The organism is Streptomyces sp. NPDC054863 (assembly GCF_053610825.1).
Genome location: NZ_JBSGZD010000167.1, coordinates 1 through 17,220, shown reverse-complemented (window position 1 = coordinate 17,220; position 17,220 = coordinate 1). Strand labels below are relative to the sequence as shown.

Below are 17,220 nucleotides of genomic sequence, written 5' to 3'. Positions count from 1 at the left end.
GCCCCGGGCCACCCGGCCCGGGCCCGCTCCTGTCCGGCGGTGTCACACAGGTGACGGCGTGTCCGAGGCCGCGCGCAGGGCCGGCACCACGGTGCCCGGCTGTGAGGCCGCGAGCGTCTGGTCAACGAACTCCCGTACCAGCGTCGCGGTCTCCGCGACCGTGACCGTTGTCGACCACTGCGCGTCGTGCCACCAGCAGGACAGCGTGAACCGGTACGCGCCGTGGGCGAGTTCAACGCTCTTGACCCCCGGCTTGCGCCTGCACCGGCGGGAACGGATGACGTGGCGCTCGGTCGCTTCCAGGTGCGTCCGGGTGAGGGCGTCGTGGTACGGGGCGGGAAGGGTGCGCCGCTCCCGGCAGCCGCGGCACTCCAGCAGGTGCAGCGCAGCGCCCTCCTTGTTTCGCAGGAAGGAGTGGGCGGTGCTCTTTCCTGCGTAGGTGTTGCAGCAGGCGTACAGCGGGCCTTCGCCGAACTGCCCGTGCGATAGGGCTCGTTGGGTCCGGATCGCACCGGTTCAGTCCGTCGAGAACGCCTTCGCCTCCTGATGGAGCGGCGAGAAGCACAAGTTGCGTGCGGACCGGGCCGGGATGCTGACCGAGCGTTCGTGATGCGGAATACTTTGGTCATGAGCGAAGGATCCGAGAGGCTGGCGAAGGCTCTCATCGAGTTCCGGGAAGCCGAGGGCATCTCCGTGAAGGAGCTCGCGCATCGCACCCGGTTGAGCCAGGCGACCATCAGGCTCCACGAGAGTGACCGCGGACGCCCGCCCGCCCCCTTCTCGGCCCGCCGTTTCGAGGAAGTACTCGGCTGGGCACCGGGCAGCATCCCGACCGATGCGAGCGAGGCGACGGATCTTGAGCTTCCACCGGACTCCGGTGCTGGCACTGGGTAGTCCGAGAGATCAGGTGGTCAGGTGGTCAGGGAGTGCTGGGCTGCCCGGCGATCTGACAGAAGGTGGGAAGGCCCAGGTGGATCACCGAGGGTTTGAGCGCGCCATCGAACTGGGCCAGCTTTTTCTCGGCGCCGGCCAGGACCCCGGGCTGGGTTGTCCTTGGGCCAGCGCGACGGAACTCAGGCGGGCACGTCTTGGCACTCCAACTGCTGCGAACGGCTCGGTCTATGTCGGTGAGAAGCAACGGTGTCATGCCGGTGACCCTGCCAGCAGCCACTGACAACGGCCGGACACCGACAGACGCGGCAAGCGCCTGCCGCCTTCAAAAGACTGAGGTTCTGGCTCACATTCCGGAGCCAGAACCAACTGGTGGACAACTCCGTGCGGACTGATCGCTCACTGCTGCTCGAACCCGTCGACAAACGCTGTCGGGGGACGTGAACGAAGCCAGCCGGCCTTGAGGAAGGATGACGGCCCGGGCCAAGTCACGCAGGGCCGCCCGCGATATTCGTTATGCCGCCTGTGCCACTCTGTCGGTGCGTCTGACGCTCGCCATGGTCACAGCGAGCTTGTCCCGCTGCGTGTCGATGATCCCGTCCGTGGCTTCGCGGCCCTGCTCACGGACCTTCCCGGGCAGCCGGAGCCGAGGTGACGCAGCAGCAGGTTGCTGAGCTGTTCGGGGACATCGTTGCGCTGCCGGGCGGCGAAGTGTCTGACTCGCCGGACAAGGCTGGGGGAGCGGGCCGGGGCACTCCGCGGAGCGCACCTGCTCTCCGCTGACGTGCTCGATCCGGAGTTCCTCGCTCTCCCGCACGACGAACATCGTGCTCCCAGTGGGACTCCACCCCCGGGAGACCAGGAAGATCCGGTCGCCGGACACGTGCGCCACCGGGCACCGGCCGTCGACCGGAATTCGGAAGCGGCGAATCGGGTGTACCGGACAAGGAACTGCCTCGGTTTTCGGTCATGTTCCCGTCCTGCGCGTACAGCGCGGAGGAGCGTGGATTCCCGAAAGATCTTCACGAGAAGGTCATATTCACAAGGGAATCTCCTCTTCCGGGTAGGGTGCGTGCTTGCCTGAAGCAAGATCGACGGCAGTAGCTGCCCCTCGGCCCGCCGGGACGTGTCCATATGACGGCCAACCGGGCAGGCGCCCCTACTGCGAGTGATCACCCTCCGTGTAGGTATGGCCAAGGCGGTTCCGTCGAGTCCAGGGCCGCCGCAGTCATCTTTGTGGGGGTTGTCTGTCATGTCCAGAATCACCCGTCGTCAGGTTGTGAAAGCCGTCACCGGCGGCGCAGCAGGCCTGGCGCTCGTCGGCACGGCCACCGCCTGGGTGGCCACCGCCTCGACCAAGAACGACAGCAACAAGGCCGCCCCGCCCGGCGGTAGCAGTGATCCCACGTCCTTCGACGAGGTCTTCCAGGGCCGCCGCATCCAGGGTCAGCCGGTCGACGGGGCCGGGGCCCACCACATGGCCGGGCACGGCGGTCACGGCGGCGGCTACAAAGTCCTGATCGACGGTCGGGAACTTCATGTGATGTCACACGGGAAGAGCGGCTGGAGCAGCGCGATCAACCACTACGAGAGGTTCGCGACCCCGCTCGACGCCGCACGCACGGCGGTCACCTCCCTCAAGGGTGCCTCCGTCGTCCCCTTCCACCCCACCGCCTGAGCCGGGAGCAACCGTCATGACCGTACGCAAGAACCAGGCGAACCTCACGGCCTCCGAGAAGAAGGCGTTCGTCAACGCCGTACTGGAGGTCAAACGCATCGGCGTGTACGACGAGTTCGTCGCCGCTCACCGCCTCCGCTTCGCGCTGGACATGAACACCGGGATCTACGTGGGCCACTTCGGCCCGTCGTTCTTTCCCTGGCACCGCAAGTTCCTCATCGACTTCGAGAACGAACTCCAGAAGATCGACCCGTCCGTGTCGATCCCCTACTGGGACTGGACCGCCGACAACACCGTCGGCTCCTCGGTCTGGGGTCCTGACCTTCTCGGCGGCACCGGACGCGCCCTCGACGACCAGGTGATGGACGGCCCCTTCGCGTACTCCGCCGGCAGATGGCCGATCACGATCCAGGTCGACAGCCGCCCGTTCCTCGCCCGCAATCTGGCCTACCGAGTCCCCACGCTCCCGACCCGGGCCGAAGTCGACGCCGCCCTCGCCCTTCCTACCTACGACTCCGCGCCCTGGCGCGACGGCTCGGCGGGCTTCCGCGCCACGCTCGAAGGTTCGGCGGGGTACATGAGCATGCACAACCGGGTGCACACCTGGGTCTGGGGGCAGATGGAGACGAGCGTCTCCCCGAACGACCCGGTGTTCTGGCTGCACCACGCGTTCGTCGACAAGCTCTGGGCCGACTGGCACGCGTTGCATCCGACCAGCGACAAGTATCTCCCCGCCGGGGGAACGGTCGATGTGATCGATCTGAACGAGACCATGCCGCCCTGGACCGACACGACTCCGCAGAGCATGCTGGACCACACCCCCTTCTACACCTACGCATGAGCCCTTCTGCCACTACCCCGGCATGAGCTTGATCCTCAACCTCCTGAAGGGTCTTCAAGGATGAGCCGGGTGAGTTGAGGAGGAAGGCGCCGTTGCCTCCGGCCCTCAGCCGCGTGCTGAAGGGCCGGCAGCCGGTGCTGCCGTGCACCGCCCCGTCCTCCCCGCGGACGGTGATGTCGTGGAAGGCGAGCAGACTCTCCCTCCACGTTCGCGCGGCGGGTTGTCGCCGAGGTGTTCCAGCCGCTTGCGGTCCTCGCCGGTGAGGGTCTGCCCGTCCAGTGGCTTGAGGTGGGTCACGTCGGACGGCCCGATGCCGAGGCCCTCGCCGACCCGCAGGCCGAGGTCGTTCTCGGCCACTCCGTACGAAGCTCTGGGGCAACGGAACGCATGGCGGCAGCCGGCGCGGCCGGATTCGAGCAGCATGCTGCGACCGACGTGTTCGGAAGTAGTCAGAAGTAGCGGGTGAACGGTGTGGCATCGACGGCCAGCCAGCCGCTGAACGGCTCGTCCCACTGGTGAATGAGAAGCACCATGAAGGTGATGAGTCCGGAGAGGCCCATGGCCATCACCACGTGGGTGAAGTTCCGTTGCACCCCGAACAGAAACATGAAGAGGACCGTGAGAATGCCGCCGGCGACCAGGCCCAGCCACAGGATCGGAGAAAGCCGCTCGCCCAGGTCCGCCTCGCGTCCGCGTCGGGCATCGTCGAGCATGCCGAGTTGAGCGAGCGACTCCTCGGCAACGACCTGCACGGCCCGCGGCGCCCCCTCGGGAGCCTGAGCGGCAGAGCGCACGTCTCCCAACAGCCGCCAACCCTCCGGAGAGAGGGGCCCGCCCTCGGCCATTCGCGGCCACTCGGTCTCCGTGACGTGCCGCACGTACGCCTCCACCCGTGTCTTCAGTCGTACGCGTGGTGCGGGGGGCAGTCCGTCGGCCAGTAGGTGGATCTGGTGCGCGGCGCCGGCCTCGGCCTGGACGTGCTCCTCGGCGCTCGCGTTCGCGTCCCAGACCGTGACCAGCGCGAGGCCCAGCAGCAAGGCGTACAGGACGCCGACCATCATGGCGATGTACTCGGCGACGTCTTCGCGGGGTTCGTCGTCGGGCCCCATCGGCCAGAAGCGGTGCTTCAGCAGGACCGCGACGGCGGCGAGCAGCGCGACGCCCAGAACGATCGCCAGGGTTTCGGTCATGGGCGGTTCTCGATCTCTGTCGTCAGGGAGTGCTCAGTGCTTACGAGATCCCAGGACCGCAGCTGCGACGGCGGCGGGGAGAAGTACCAAGAACAGGGCGGTAAGAAGGCTGAGGCGCGCCGAGCGGTGATCTCGGTGGAAGAGGCGGTCCAGCACCGAAGCGTCCTGCTGTCTGCGTCGTGGGGCCGTCCTGTCGGGTGAGGCGGGGTGTCTCGCCTGAGCCTCGGGTGTGTCTGGTCGCACGGGTGCTCTACGGGCAAGGGGGCCCGGCGGGACAGCCGCTGCGTCGGGAGGAGCAGCGAACGCGGGGGGTACGCCGACGGCCGCTTGTGGAGCAGGGCGTCCTTCGGCTGTCGGCGGGGTGGAGGTCTCGTGCGACTGCTGAGGCCGCGTTTCCCGCGCAGGTGGCGTCGGTGAGGACACCGGGCGTGGCGCGGGTTCGGGGACGGTGAAGCGAAGGGACGTTCGTGCTGTCAGCCGGGGCGGGGCAATGGGGTTCCCCTGGCGCCCGAAGGTGAAGATCCTGTCGCTGCCTTCTGCGCGTCCTGCGGCGGTGTGGGTGCCGGGGCCGCGCCGGACGGTGGCCGTGCACGAGACTTCACTTCCTGGGGCGATCCGGGCAATGGTTGCCAGCCCGCTCCCGCACTTGATATGAGGGTCTCCCAGCACGGAATCCGTGATTCTGACGGCATATGCCGCACGGTTGCCCGTGTTGCGCAGTCCGTAGCGGAGCACCACGAGCTGATGACCGATGACGCGTGCCGTCTGCTTCAGCTCCAGCAAGCCGCCGACTCCGGCGTACCCGGACTTCGCCGTGGCCCGCGCCGTAGTGTGCAGGGAGGGAATGCGACCGCGTGCCACCACGTCCCCGACCCAGGTTCCTGGGCGGGAGACCCCCTCGGCGACACAGGTGACCGTGCGGAGACCAGTAAGGATTCGGATGCGATCCCGGCCGCCGGGACATCGGATGCGGGCCCCGGGCAGCCCAGGATCCGACACCGTCACATGGTGCAGGTCCGCCCCGCCACGGTTGATCAGACGGTACGTCTTGACCAGGGGGTCGTGCACCCGGACACCCGGGCGCAGAGCTCCCAGCCCCTCTTGCGCGTTCACCGATACCTGCAGTGCCAGACCCGCGTTGTTCGCACCGTCCGCGACGGCGGTTTGCAGGCCTTCCGAGACAACGATCGTTGCGCACAGACATGGCATGAGCAGCCATGCCACCCGTCGGGCGCTCGTGGCGAGACTGCTCCGCATGTGAAGTGGTGCTCTGATCACACTGCGACGATCTGGAGCTTCTTCGGCCGATCGGCTCGGACGCGCCGTGAGGCATGCGGGATTCACTCAAATGCTTCCCGGGTGTCGTGTCGTCGCGGCTGGGGCGGGAGGGAGCGCATCATCTCCCGTGAAGACAAGGACGACGAAGACAGCGGCAGGCGTACGGGAGTGGTGTGGTGCCGATCGCCAGGGTCGCCGCTGTGTCCGGCGGCGGGTGGGCGGAATCCCTGCCGGGGTGTCGAGGACCGCGGTGACCCCTGTGGCAACGAGTGGCGAGAGCCTTTGCGCGTGTGGACGGTCTTCTCGCGGGAGGTGCATGTCGCTTCGGGGCTTCTGCGAGTGCTGAGTCCGACTGCCTGATGCGGGACCAGGGGTCGGCGACATTTCTCGCGTCGGCCGTGTTCATGGCCTTCGGCGGCATCCTGCTGATGAGCGCCCTCATCCCGGTGATCAGTGCAGGCCTCCAGAATCAGCTGGCCCGATTGCGTCAGGGGCGGACGCCGGTCGTCGAAACGGGTCATATGGCCCTGCTCGGCTGGTCGTCACAGGTGCATGTGCTCGTTACGGAACGGGTGGAGGCCGATCGCAGCAGGGCGCCGTGCCTGCGTCGTCGTCCTCGCTTGGAAGGACCGCACCGAGATGGAGAACGAGATCCGTGAGCGAGTCGGCGATCCGGCGAGCACCCGGGTCGTATGCCGGAGCGGGGATCCGGCAGATGTTCGCGACATCGCCCTGGTGTGCCCATCGATCTCATCGCACGAGCCACCGAGCATCACTCGGACAAGTCCTGGCCAGGGCCTGGCCAACCGATCACGCGCCGGTCTTGCGGATCTCGAATCCGTACCACTTGTCGGGGTCGGTGGCGAAGTAGAGAGCCGGCTTCTCACCGCTTCGTGCCACACCCAACTCCTCGGTCGCTGTGCTCTCGGCAAAGGACCCGCCGGCATCGATGAACAGGGAGACGAGCGCTACGCTCCCGCTCTCCCCAACGGGCTTCCAGGTCCCGCTTCCAGAAACGATCACGTCGCCCAAGGGCGGGCCGGTGAAACTGGGGGTGAGGGCGCTGCGAGGGATGCCGGACATCTCGAACCGGCCGTCCGCGTACATCTCAACCCGTGCGCCGTCTTCGCCGACCCAGGTGCCGACGATCTGTGCACGCGCGATTCTCTCGGGCCGCTCGCTCATCACGGCGAAGCAGCCCCCCACCGCAACCAGGCCCGCGAGAATCAGGACAACCCCACACCGAAACCTCCAGGACCGCACGCTGCTCCCGCCCTCCTTCGTGCACGTCAACCCGCTCGCACACCCTAAGCAGCAGCATGATCGGCCGGACAGATCCGAGGTGCGCGCGTGGTGAGAGGTGCGGCTCCGGCCCCTCGTACCTTGTGTTCGGCGACTGCCCGGTGAGGATGCGGGGAATTCGGCCCCCGGCGAGAATGACGCCTATGCGTATTGCCGTCTGCACCAAGCATGACCTGCCTGGTTGCGTGGCGCTCAACCACTTGTTGCCCGGCCTGGCCGGGCACCAGGTTCAGGTGCTCATGTCCGAGGTGGAGCGTGCGGGGGAGCACGAGGTGCCGGAGCTGGCCCGGCTGAAGCGCTTCGAGCGGGACGTGCCGAACCGGGCGCTCTTCCAGAAGATCGACGCACTGGACACGCCGCCAGGGCGGCTCCTGAGCTTCGGACATCTCAGTCGCCGGCACGGGGTCCTGTGCCGCTCGGTCCGGGAGATCAACCGGGGGGACGGCCTGCGGTGCCTGCGTCAGTTCGAGCCGGACCTGATCATTTCCGTACGCTTCAGCCACATCTTCCGGGACGAGGTGCTGAGCATGCCCCGGCTCGGCATCCTGAACGTGCACCCCGGCGAACTGCCCCGCTACGCCGGGCTCTTCTCGCCGTTCTGGGGTCTCCTGGAGGGACAGAAGGAGCTCGGCTGCACCGTGCACTGGATCGACCGGGGAATCGACACCGGGCCGGTGCTCGCCGTCGGACGGCTGCCGGTCGACCCCGCGCGTTCACTGGTCTGGCACGTCGCCCACATCTATCCGAAGGGAATTGCCGCGCTGTTGGCCGTCCTGCCGCAGGTGCTCGCGGGAGAGGCCGTACCCAGCCTGCGCCAGGACGGACGGAAGCGCTGCTACCGGTCGCTGCCCGGCGTCCACGACTTCGCCGCCTTCCGCGACCGCGGGCTGAGCCTGGTCACCCCCAGTGACCACCGCGAGCTGTTCGGCCCGTTCACCGCCCTTGAGCCTCCCCAGGGGCACGGGCGCAACGGCGGACACAGGGCAGGTGGCGCACGAGTACAGGCAGCACAGGCAGTACAGGCAAGGCGCTGAAGCGGAGTCACCCGCCACCGGTGACAGAGAGCGCGCCCGTCAGCGGGCCGTAGGCCGCCTGCCCGCCCCCGAGACTCCACGCGACGGACGGCCGTCCCTGGTGCCGGGGGTCCGCGCTCTGCACGACGCAGTGAAAGGGCACCTCCTCCTGCGGCGGTCCGCCCGCGAAACGGCCGATGCCCGTCAGAGCCGCCCAGTCCGTGCCCGCCCGCAGACAACCCGGTCCGGACGCGGTGAAGGTGCGACCGTCGGCGGTGTGCAGCACGGCACTGCCCCGGGGCTCGAACCCGTGCCCCGGCCCGTGCACGTCGATCTCGCAGATTCCCGCCGGGCTGCTGCCCGCCACCTTCACCCGTACGTCGCCCTGCTGCGGCACCGGCGGCGCCCCTGCGTCGGGGTCGCTGACCGCGTACGGCGGGCGCCGCAGTACGCGACCGGCCCGCGCGCCGGTCAGTACCCCCTCGCGCATCGCGAAGACCCCGGCGAGCAGCACGGCGTGCACCCCTTCGGCGTACTGGCGGGGCCGCTCGTAGGTGGCACGGTCACACATGGCCGCCGGATCGAACAGCACGAGGTCGGCGACCATGCCGGGAGCGATCAGACCGCGGTCGGTCATTCCGAGGACGGAAGCGGGCAGGCCGGTCATCCTGCGCACCGCCTGCGGCAGGGTCAGCAGGTGGCGGTCCCGGACGTAGCGGGCCAGCACCCGGGGCTGGGTGCCGTAGTTGCGGGGGTGGGTGCGTGCGTCGAGACAGGCCCCGCCGTCCGAGGCGACGGCGACGAACGGCTGTCGCAGGATGCGTTCCAGATCCGCCTCGTGGCCGAAGTCGTAGACGGCCATCGCCTGAGGCTTCTGCTCCAGCAGCTCCATCACGGCCTCTCCCAGCCCGACCGCCCGGTCGGAGCAGTACTGGCCGAGCGTCACTCCGCTCTCCTCCAGGTGGACGCTGCGTGCGTCGGCCACCCGGGAGTACAGCATGCGTGCGATACCGTCAGCCACCTTCGGCCGCAGCTCCGGGTCGGTGAACCGTCGGATCATCGCCTCGTCGCCGCCCGAACGGAACTCGGCAGGCACCAGCACGCTCAGTCCGGTGCGGCTGGACAGGTACGGGTACACCTCGCCGGCGGCGCGCAGCCCCCGCGCGCGGGCATCGGCAACGGCCTGCAGCGTGGCTGCGGTGGCGCCCCAGTTGGCCGGGCCCATCGCTTTCATGTGGGCGATGACGCCGACCAGGCCGGCCCGCTCGGCGATCTCCAGGCTTTCCTCCGTGGCCGCCAGCACGGACGACCCCTCATTGCGGACGTGGTTACTGAAGGGCACACACCATGGTGCGGCCGCGGACACCGCCGCCACCACCTCTTCCGTCGTCCCGTAGGCGCTGGGCGGATAGTAGAGGCCGGCTGAGACCCCCCACGCCCCCTCCTTCATCGCCCGCAGCACCAGATCCCGCATCCGGTGCAGCGCCTGCTCGCTCGGGCGCTCGTCGGCCGTCCCCGCAGCCGCCGTCCAGACGGCACCGAGGCCGACATAGGCGCCGATGTTCACCGCGATGCACGGGGCCTGTTCCGCGAAGGCCAGCGTCGCGGTGATGTCCGGTGTCTCCATGGTGTCCACCCAGGGCGCGCCCCGGGTGCCGAAGCCGTCCGGATTGAGGATCTCGGTGGTCACGCCCTGACGGAGCGAGCTCTCCGCCTCTCGCAGCGCCAACGGGTCCGCGTGGCTGTGGAGTTCGATGAAACCGGGGGCGAGCACCAGCCCGTCCGCCTCCACCCGGTCCCGCGTCCCGCAGGAGCCGGCCGACGGGCCGAGGGCGACGACATGGCCGTCGCGGATGCCGACGTCGGCGACGAAGCCCTCGCGGCCGGTTCCGTCGAGCACGGTGGCGTTGGTGATGAGCAGGTCCAACGGGGCGGGAATCGATGCGGGCTCCGCGTCCACAGGAATTCTCCGTCATCGCTGGTGGGTACGGGTCGTGCCCGCCGGTGGTCACGGGCCCGGCCTGTCGGGTCCGTCGGGGGCGGCCCCCGACGTTAGCCGCCCGTATCCCGCCCCTCCTCTCCGACGCGCAGGCGGTCACCTGATCGGAGCGGCCCGCACGGTGTGTTCGGTGGCTTCGTCCCGGCCACCGCTGCGTACGCTGGGGCCCGGCCACCTTGCGGAGCGGAGACGAAGCGGACCATGCCAGAACAGAACCGGCTGCTGCGGCGCAAGATCGACCTCTGCTTCGGCTATGCGGACCAGAACCGGGACGGGGTCCTCGACGCCGGAGACGCACTCACCCTGGCATCGAGGGTGGTTGCCGCCGTCGGCGAGCCCTTCGACTCCCCGAAATCCGTGGCACTGCTCGGCGCGTGCGACCAATGGTGGCGGAAACTGTGCGCAGAGCTGGACACCGATGACAACGGCCGGGTCGACGCGGCCGAGTTCCGTACCGGCATGCTTCAACTGCCGGCCTTCCGGGACACCTCCGAAGGCGACGAGGCCCTCGGCGCTGCCTGCGCGCTGATCTGGGCCCTGTGCGACCGGGACGACGACGGGCTGGTTTCGGCTGCGGAGTTCGGCCGCTTCCAAGGCGCTCTCGGCGTCTCACCGGAAGCACGCCAGGTGGCCTTCGACCACCTCGACCTGGACGGTGACGGACATCTGAGCGTCGATGAACTCGTCAGTGCCCTGCGGGAGTTCATGACCAGTACCGATCCCGCCGCACCGGGCAACTGGCTCTTCGGTGACGCGTTCCAGACAGCTGTCACCTGACCTCAAGGGCCAACGTCCTCAGACACCAAGTCCTGGTATTCCCGCGCCTCTGCAGGGGAGCGTCCGATGGCCATGAAGGATCTGCCGGGAAAGCTGGTGGTCGAGGTGGGAGAGCGCCAGGCCTGGCCCTTCCTCACCTTCCTCGATACCGAAAGCCGTCAGGAACGCGAGATCCGTCTCTACCTGGACAGCGACTGGCGGATCACGGCTCCCAGGGACCCCGGGGGGCCGCGCACCCACACACCGGACAACCCACTGCCGGACCTGGCCCTCATCAACAACTGTCACGTGGTGACGGCCACTGAGCACGCGGACGTGTCGGTCGACATCGTCTTCGACAACGATCTGACCCTACGGATCTCCGGCGACGGCACCGAGAACACCGTCGGCGAACCCTGGTGGTTCTCCGTCTGGACGCCGTAGCACGCGACGACGCGCGGGCGGGAAGACGAGGACGAGGCCCCTGCCGTAGGAGGGGAGGTTGGTACGCACCGTCCGAAGCAACAGCACGACCTGCACCGTGCGCGCACGACGCCGACGCGGCGCCCGTCGAGCACTGTGGCCCGTCGATCACCGCAGCCACGGCCCGGGCGCCGCGCCGGGCGGAACGCCGGCACGCGTGCCACATCCGCGAACCGGTGCTCCCCCTTTCCGCGTACACCCCCGCCACCGGGGCCCTGCCGGCCAGACGCTCACAGGGTGGGACGGAAAGGGCCGATCACCTTGACGGAATCACGCCCACAAGGTGAGTAGTTGCCCTTTACCGGCGGGTGTGGCGGGCAAGGGGGCACTGGGACGACACGTTTACGGCGCCAGGAGGGTTTCCTTGTGGCGTTCCAGGGCGAGGACGCCGCCCCGGGCAGGGCCGGCCGATCGACACCCGCCCAGTGCCACCACCACACCTATTGGCGCATGCCCGACAGTCCCGTGCTACTCGGCGCCGGGATCCTCACCGTCGGGATAGACGACCAGGAGAGTGCAGCCGGCCGCGGACTGCGGGTGGTGCACGGAGCCAGGCTCGGCGCAGAGCACCGTGCCGGCTTCCCAGAGGTCCGTACCGTCGCCGAACTCGCCCTTCACCACGTGAACGAACTCGCGGACCGTGTGCCGGTCCTCGCCGAACCGCGCGCCCGGCGCGAACTCCAACAGCACGATGACGCTCGGGTCGTTCGCCGTGCCCTCCTTCAGGCGACGCGCGGTGATGTGCTCGGTGACCCGGACCTCCGATACCGAGACCTGGTTCGGATGAACGCCCACGAAACCCGGAAGCATAGGTGTCCCTTTCAGCTGCTACGCGGTGGCGGCCCGATGCCTCCACCCGATGTCGACCACCGTAGGAATCTCCGCCCGCGCTTACTACGCCACGTATGCACCAATTTCCTCATGATGCACAGCATGCGTGCACACATCCCTCTTCACCCGGGACCGATGGCCATCAAGGCCGGGACCAGGACCGCGGCGGCCCCGCACGACGCCGTGCGCGGGTGACAGCGGGCCGACAAGAGCTCCCCAAGCAAGGGCAGTTGTGGGGGTGGCCGTGAGCAACTGGCCAGTGCTTGCACGACGGGCCCTCCGCAGGACGGACCGGTGCATGTCCAGCGAGCCGGTCCGGGCCCCGGCTACTCTTCCGCCGGGACGTTCTGCCGTTCTGCCGCTGCGTGCGACTACGCCGCATACCCCGACGGTGAGTTGGCCGCAGCCCTGCGGCTACTGTTCATGAAGCGCCGTATGGATCACGCACTGTGTCACCCACCGGGTTACCCTCCGGCCGGACGACCCACGAGCTGTCTTCGGCAGGGAACTTTCCATAGGCAACTGACGCGCGGACAGCTGATCGCCATCGAGGGCGGTGGAACGGGCCGCGTTTCAGGCAGCCGGCGCCGGGCGCCCGGCGTGGGGCCGGGGCCGCCGCAGAGCCCCCGACGTGCAGACTCTCCCGTACCGCCGGTGCGAGATACTCACGACCTGTCAGGGCCGTCCTCGGCCCTGACTCACGGTTCGTCGTCCCCGCCCACAGCGGTGCCACCCGCTCTCCCGTCGCCCTGACACCCCAGCACGCCGTACCACCTCGCACCCCACCCCGTCGGAGGAGACGTCATGTTCACGCTCGCGGACCTGGCCCGTCGGCCCGAGTACGTCCTGCACCCCCTGCATACCGCTGCTCCCGGCGACCGGGTGGTGGACCGTGCCGAACTCATCACGCCCTCCGACGGTCCCGGCAACCCTGCCGGGACGCTCCTCATCTGTACACCCGACACGATCGACACCGGGCAGGCACGCAATTGGCTGCGGCGCCTCGGCGACCGAGGCGCGGCCGGTCTGATCCTCGCGGCAGCCACTCCGTCCTCTGTGCCAAGGCCGTTGATCGAGGCCGCCCGGTACGCCGAGCTCCCGCTGTTCGCCTCGGGCGCACCCGTGGCACTCTGGCGCCGCACCTTGATCCCGAAGATCACCGAACACCGCAGGCAGGCAGCCGACCAGCACGCTGCCCGTCTCGGTCATCTCCTGGACCACCTCGACAACGACGGCCCACCGGTCGACGATCTCCTGGACTGGCTGGCTCACGAACTGCACGCGGAGGTAAGCCTCCGGGGCGCCACCCGCCACCCCCTCCCCACCGCCGGACACAGACCACCTGCGGCGGAGAGCGCCTCCACCTCCACCCACCCTCTGGGGGACAGTGGCCGCTTCCTCACCGCGCGCCGCCACCACGCCTTCAGCACGTCCGACCGGGACCTGCTGGCCCGATGCGCCAGTGTCCTCGCCATCCGTCGGCACGCCTCCGTACCAGCGGGTACGACGGTGCTCGCCGAGACCCTGCGCGCCGTACGCCTGGCCGCGTTCCAGGCCCTGATGGTCGGTCACATCGAAGCCGCCCAGCGCATCCTGGGGCCCCTCTCACCTCACCTGCTCGACACGGAGGACGTCCAGGTCGCCATCATGGACTGCACAGGCGCCTCCCGTGACGAGACACTCGCCCGAGTCGAGGCGCTCCTGCCGGACACGGGCATCGCCGTGCGGTGCCCCGCCTTCGACGGGCACATCGTCGTCCTCGCCCCCCAGCCCGACCTTGACCTCGCAGAAGCGCCGGCCGTCACCGCCCTGCGCCCGCTCGTCGCCGATCCCAGCCGCCGACTGAGCCTGGGGATCAGCCCCACACTGCCCGTCGAGGACATCGCCACCGGCTTCGGCCTGGCCCACGACGCCATCGCCACTGCCCGGATCAGCACCACCCGTACCGCGGTCGCCTCCCTCACTCCCGGACTGCTGGATGCCCTCGACCCGGCCCTCGCACAGCAGTGGGCCACCACCCTGCTCCAGCCGGTCCTCGACCGGCGGGGCGCCGGTCAGCAACTGTCCACCATTGCCCTCGGCCTCGAATTCGAGGTCTCGGCCGCCTCCCGGATACTGGGGATCCACCGCAACACCCTCAGCCGCCGCATACGGGCCACGCTCCACGCCACCGGCCTTGCCTGCGACCGTGCCGCCGACCGCATCACCCTTGCTCTCGCCCTGCAGATCCACGCCTTGCACGGCCCGGCCGGCGACGCGGCTGCCCGCCCCACCCCCGCCCTCGCCCACCTGCTGACGCAGCCACCGGTCACCGAGTGGGCCACCACCGCGCTTGCCCCCCTCGGCAAGCAACGCACCGACCGGCGCACCACCGGGGGAGATGCCCTCACCCAGACCCTCCGCACCTGGACGGACAAGGACTTCCGGGTCGACGCCACCGCCCGACGCCTGAGCCTCTACCCGGCCACCGTCCGCAGTCATATCCGCACCGCCGAAGCGCATCTGGGATGGATGCTCCTGCCTGCCTCTCCCGCCGGTCGGACACCCGACGACGCAGACACCCCCAGCAAACAGTCCGGGCTGCGAAGCCTTGCTGCCGCGGTCCAGGCCACCTCTGGAACACCCCGTCCCAGCCTTCCCGACCCCACACAGGAACCCGTCGGTCTCGGCGGGCCCCCGGCGCTCGACGGTCCCTCGCACACCGGCGTGGGACGCCGTGTTCACCACCTCTGCAAGAAATGCGGGCTCCGAGACCCGCAGGGTGCGGATGCGCTGGAGGGGTGAACGGTTACTCGGTACCGCAGGAGGAGATGCTCGCTCTGCTGCGGCGGTCACGTGATCTCGACTGCCTGAGGCTTTTCCCGACGGAACGCGACCACTGCGGGTTCGAAGAGCCCGGCCCGGCCCAACTCCGGTGCGGGCCCGGCTCGGTGGTGGGGCGTCAGCTCTGGCGTGCGCGACCGCTGAGGTCCTTCAGGCCATGGTTCCAGTAGTAGGAGGAGTTCTTGGTGTAGGAGCCGATCGGGGCCCAGTTGTAGCGGGGGGACGTGGGCCAGGGGTCGGTCCAGTAGATCCGCTTCGAGGCGTCGTCGTAGCCGAAGATCACCTGGGCGTGTCCGCCGCCGTTGGTCCAGCGGATGCCGGAGTAGATGGGACGGCCCGCGTCGATCTCCTTCTTCACCTCGGCGAAGGTCAGCGCCTGGTCGAAGCGCTCCCCGGGGTCGAGTCCCGCGCCCGAGAGGGCGCGCTGTTCCAGGCCGAGGGAGGCCGGGGCGTTCTCGCAGTACACGCCGAAGAACAGGTCACCGGGGTGCATGCCGTGGCCCATGTTGCAGTACTGAGTCTGGGTGAACTTCTTGCCCCAGTAGGCTGCGATGGCGGATCCGGTGGCCGCCCAGCACCACTCGTCCTGCTCCTGCCGGTGCTGGGTGAAGGGCAGCAGCTCGGCGGTTGCCGAGGCCTGCTTGGCGCTGTTCCAGGTGCTGCCGCCGCCCTTGCCCGGGATGTCGTCCGCGGCGCGCGGGCGGGGCACGGCCGGCTGGTCGATGACCGGACGGCCGGGACCGACGTTGATCAGGGCCGCGGTCAGACGGAACTCGGAGTGGGACAGGACGGCTTCGAAGTCCGCCCAGCTGTACGGGGAAGCGGTGGGCCAGGAGTCGGTCCAGTACACCCAGTGCTTGGGGGCGTCGTAGCCGTATGCCACCACGGTGTGCGTCAGTTCGGTGCCCGGCACCTCCAGGTGGCCGACCACCGGACGGCCCGCGTCGATCTCCTTGCGCAGCCGGTCGAAGGTGAGGCCCTCGCCGAGGACGCGGCTGCCGGTGACACCGGAGCGGTCCAGGGCCCGCTGCACATCGTGGATGTCGCCGGAGTTGCGTGCGCAGGGCCGGTTCGTCTCCGTGCTGCCCTCGGCGCGGTGGCACAGTTGGTTCTGGGAGAGCGACTTGCCGTAATAGCGGGTGACGGTCGCGGCAGCCGCCGCCCAGTCCCAGCCCGGATCCTCCTGGGGCTGCTGTTCCACCCGCAGCACTCGGGAGTGTTCCCGGTCGGCGACCGGAGCGTCGCTCCATGTCCGACTGTGGTGGATGGCGGGAGGCTTGGGCTCGCCCGACACCTTTGCCGGCGGCGGTCCTGTCGGCCCGGGTGCCGCGGCGGCGACCAGGGGCGCGGACGCAGCGGTGAGCAGCGCGGCCATCAGGACGGCGGTGGCCCGGCCCCCTCGGGCCAGGGCGCCGCGCCGTCGGCGTACCCGGTGCGGGGGCACAGGCGGTGGTGTGGGGGATCGATGCATCAGGGATCGCCTTTCGGTGCGGTGCGCGCGGCACGAGCGGGGAATGCGCCCCACACCTAGACGATCTTCGGGCGGTGACTGCCGTACGACACGGGCCACTGAGCCGAGCGGGTAACCCTCTGGAGAAGCCCCCTGCCCTTGTTGTCGTGAGCGTGGCTCGCGGCGCACAGCGCGGCGTGCCGGCTCGCTCGGTCAGATATGCCGACACGGCCGCGTCGCCCTCGTCCACGACCTCATCAGGTACGTCCTGAAGTCGGCCACCAGCCTCTCGAACGCGCCGAGGCGAACCTGGTCTTCCAGGTGATCTTCAAGCGCTACGAGAAGGGCTCCATCATCCTCACCTCAAACAAGACCTTCAGCGGATGGGGCCAGGTCTTCGGCGACGAAGTCCTCGCCACCGCGATCCTCGACCGGCTCCTGCACCACTGCGCAGTCGTCGCCATCAACGGCCCCAGCTACCGGCTCAAGAACCGCCTCAAGACCATCGAGCGAGACACGGAAGTCGCCCGTCTCTGCGAGGTGATCAGCCAGGCGAGCACCTGTTCCGTGAGCGGGGTCTTTCCCGGGCCCTCGTCCTTCCAGTGGGCCCGCCACCAGGCACCGCGGCGACGGCCTGGTCGGCCTTTTCAAGGTGGGAGAAGTCCTCGTGTGCACAGTCCGGCGA

Annotated in this window: 12 protein-coding genes and 2 pseudogenes; 8 read left to right on the top strand and 6 right to left on the bottom strand. The window is 69.1% G+C overall.

Annotated elements, in window-relative coordinates; genetic code table 11:
• Nucleotides 1-627: 627 nt before the first annotated feature.
• From ACWGIG_RS25335 to ACWGIG_RS25325, 3 genes are all read left to right on the top strand, one after another.
• Nucleotides 628-894, top strand: a complete 267-nt coding sequence (locus tag ACWGIG_RS25335) for a helix-turn-helix domain-containing protein (RefSeq protein WP_453323962.1) — start codon at nucleotides 628-630, stop codon at nucleotides 892-894.
• A gap of 1,249 nt (nucleotides 895-2,143) precedes the next feature.
• On the top strand, nucleotides 2,144-2,569 hold the full coding sequence (melC1, locus tag ACWGIG_RS25330; protein ID WP_453323961.1) for an apotyrosinase chaperone MelC1: 426 nt from the start codon (nucleotides 2,144-2,146) through the stop codon (nucleotides 2,567-2,569).
• 16 nt (nucleotides 2,570-2,585) lie between these two features.
• Nucleotides 2,586-3,410 (top strand): tyrosinase family protein, encoded by an 825-nt coding sequence (locus tag ACWGIG_RS25325; RefSeq protein WP_453323960.1) that lies wholly within the window; start codon nucleotides 2,586-2,588, stop codon nucleotides 3,408-3,410.
• A 105-nt stretch (nucleotides 3,411-3,515) separates the two neighbouring features.
• Here the strand turns inward: ACWGIG_RS25325 and ACWGIG_RS25320 are convergent.
• The 3 genes and pseudogenes from ACWGIG_RS25320 to ACWGIG_RS25310 all read right to left on the bottom strand — a co-directional run.
• Nucleotides 3,516-3,767, bottom strand: a pseudogene (locus ACWGIG_RS25320) (hypothetical protein); the annotation flags it as partial.
• Nucleotides 3,768-3,859: 92 nt separating this feature from the next.
• Nucleotides 3,860-4,600, bottom strand: a complete 741-nt coding sequence (locus ACWGIG_RS25315; RefSeq protein WP_453323959.1) for a bestrophin-like domain — start codon at nucleotides 4,598-4,600, stop codon at nucleotides 3,860-3,862.
• Between the two features lie 2,088 nt (nucleotides 4,601-6,688).
• Nucleotides 6,689-7,141 (bottom strand): hypothetical protein, encoded by a 453-nt coding sequence (locus tag ACWGIG_RS25310; RefSeq protein WP_453323958.1) that lies wholly within the window; start codon nucleotides 7,139-7,141, stop codon nucleotides 6,689-6,691.
• Between the two features lie 182 nt (nucleotides 7,142-7,323).
• On the opposite strand from ACWGIG_RS25310, the gene ACWGIG_RS25305 reads away from it, so the two are divergent.
• Nucleotides 7,324-8,214 (top strand): formyl transferase, encoded by an 891-nt coding sequence (locus ACWGIG_RS25305; protein ID WP_453323957.1) that lies wholly within the window; start codon nucleotides 7,324-7,326, stop codon nucleotides 8,212-8,214.
• Between the two features lie 7 nt (nucleotides 8,215-8,221).
• Here the strand turns inward: ACWGIG_RS25305 and ACWGIG_RS25300 are convergent, their stop codons facing one another.
• Nucleotides 8,222-10,153 carry an N-acyl-D-amino-acid deacylase family protein gene (locus ACWGIG_RS25300; RefSeq protein WP_453323956.1) on the bottom strand — a complete coding sequence of 644 codons (1,932 nt, stop codon included), beginning with the start codon at nucleotides 10,151-10,153 and terminating at the stop codon, nucleotides 8,222-8,224.
• Between the two features lie 240 nt (nucleotides 10,154-10,393).
• Between ACWGIG_RS25300 and ACWGIG_RS25295 the strand changes: the two genes are divergently transcribed.
• Complete coding sequence (locus tag ACWGIG_RS25295) at nucleotides 10,394-10,969, top strand: EF-hand domain-containing protein (RefSeq protein ID WP_453323955.1); 576 nt, start codon at nucleotides 10,394-10,396, stop codon at nucleotides 10,967-10,969.
• 66 nt (nucleotides 10,970-11,035) lie between these two features.
• A complete protein-coding gene (locus ACWGIG_RS25290) occupies nucleotides 11,036-11,392 on the top strand; it encodes a hypothetical protein (protein WP_453323954.1) in 357 nt (118 codons plus the stop codon).
• Between the two features lie 507 nt (nucleotides 11,393-11,899).
• Here ACWGIG_RS25290 and ACWGIG_RS25285 read toward each other — a convergent pair.
• Nucleotides 11,900-12,226: a cupin domain-containing protein gene (locus ACWGIG_RS25285; RefSeq protein WP_453323953.1), complete on the bottom strand. Its 327-nt coding sequence runs from the start codon at nucleotides 12,224-12,226 to the stop codon at nucleotides 11,900-11,902.
• Nucleotides 12,227-13,066: 840 nt separating this feature from the next.
• Here ACWGIG_RS25285 and ACWGIG_RS25280 point away from each other — a divergent pair.
• Nucleotides 13,067-15,046, top strand: coding sequence for a helix-turn-helix domain-containing protein (locus ACWGIG_RS25280; protein WP_453323952.1), 1,980 nt, complete (start codon nucleotides 13,067-13,069; stop codon nucleotides 15,044-15,046).
• 157 nt (nucleotides 15,047-15,203) lie between these two features.
• Here the strand turns inward: ACWGIG_RS25280 and ACWGIG_RS25275 are convergent, their stop codons facing one another.
• Complete coding sequence (locus ACWGIG_RS25275) at nucleotides 15,204-16,556, bottom strand: papain-like cysteine protease family protein (protein WP_453323951.1); 1,353 nt, start codon at nucleotides 16,554-16,556, stop codon at nucleotides 15,204-15,206.
• 249 nt (nucleotides 16,557-16,805) lie between these two features.
• On the opposite strand from ACWGIG_RS25275, the pseudogene ACWGIG_RS25270 reads away from it, so the two are divergent.
• Nucleotides 16,806-17,063: pseudogene (locus ACWGIG_RS25270) on the top strand (ATP-binding protein); the annotation flags it as partial.
• Nucleotides 17,064-17,220 lie beyond the last annotated feature (157 nt).

What these genes read in the sequence shown, in the direction of transcription:
- ACWGIG_RS25305 (WP_453323957.1), top strand. Translation starts at nt 7,324, where the DNA reads ATGCGTATTGCCGTCTGCACCAAGCATGACCTGCCTGGTTGCGTGGCG.
- ACWGIG_RS25290 (WP_453323954.1), top strand. Translation starts at nt 11,036, where the DNA reads ATGGCCATGAAGGATCTGCCGGGAAAGCTGGTGGTCGAGGTGGGAGAG.
- ACWGIG_RS25335 (WP_453323962.1), top strand. Translation starts at nt 628, where the DNA reads ATGAGCGAAGGATCCGAGAGGCTGGCGAAGGCTCTCATCGAGTTCCGG.
- ACWGIG_RS25275 (WP_453323951.1), bottom strand. Translation starts at nt 16,556, where the DNA reads ATGCATCGATCCCCCACACCACCGCCTGTGCCCCCGCACCGGGTACGC.
- melC1 (WP_453323961.1), top strand. Translation starts at nt 2,144, where the DNA reads ATGTCCAGAATCACCCGTCGTCAGGTTGTGAAAGCCGTCACCGGCGGC.
- ACWGIG_RS25280 (WP_453323952.1), top strand. Translation starts at nt 13,067, where the DNA reads ATGTTCACGCTCGCGGACCTGGCCCGTCGGCCCGAGTACGTCCTGCAC.
- ACWGIG_RS25325 (WP_453323960.1), top strand. Translation starts at nt 2,586, where the DNA reads ATGACCGTACGCAAGAACCAGGCGAACCTCACGGCCTCCGAGAAGAAG.
- ACWGIG_RS25295 (WP_453323955.1), top strand. Translation starts at nt 10,394, where the DNA reads ATGCCAGAACAGAACCGGCTGCTGCGGCGCAAGATCGACCTCTGCTTC.
- ACWGIG_RS25315 (WP_453323959.1), bottom strand. Translation starts at nt 4,600, where the DNA reads ATGACCGAAACCCTGGCGATCGTTCTGGGCGTCGCGCTGCTCGCCGCC.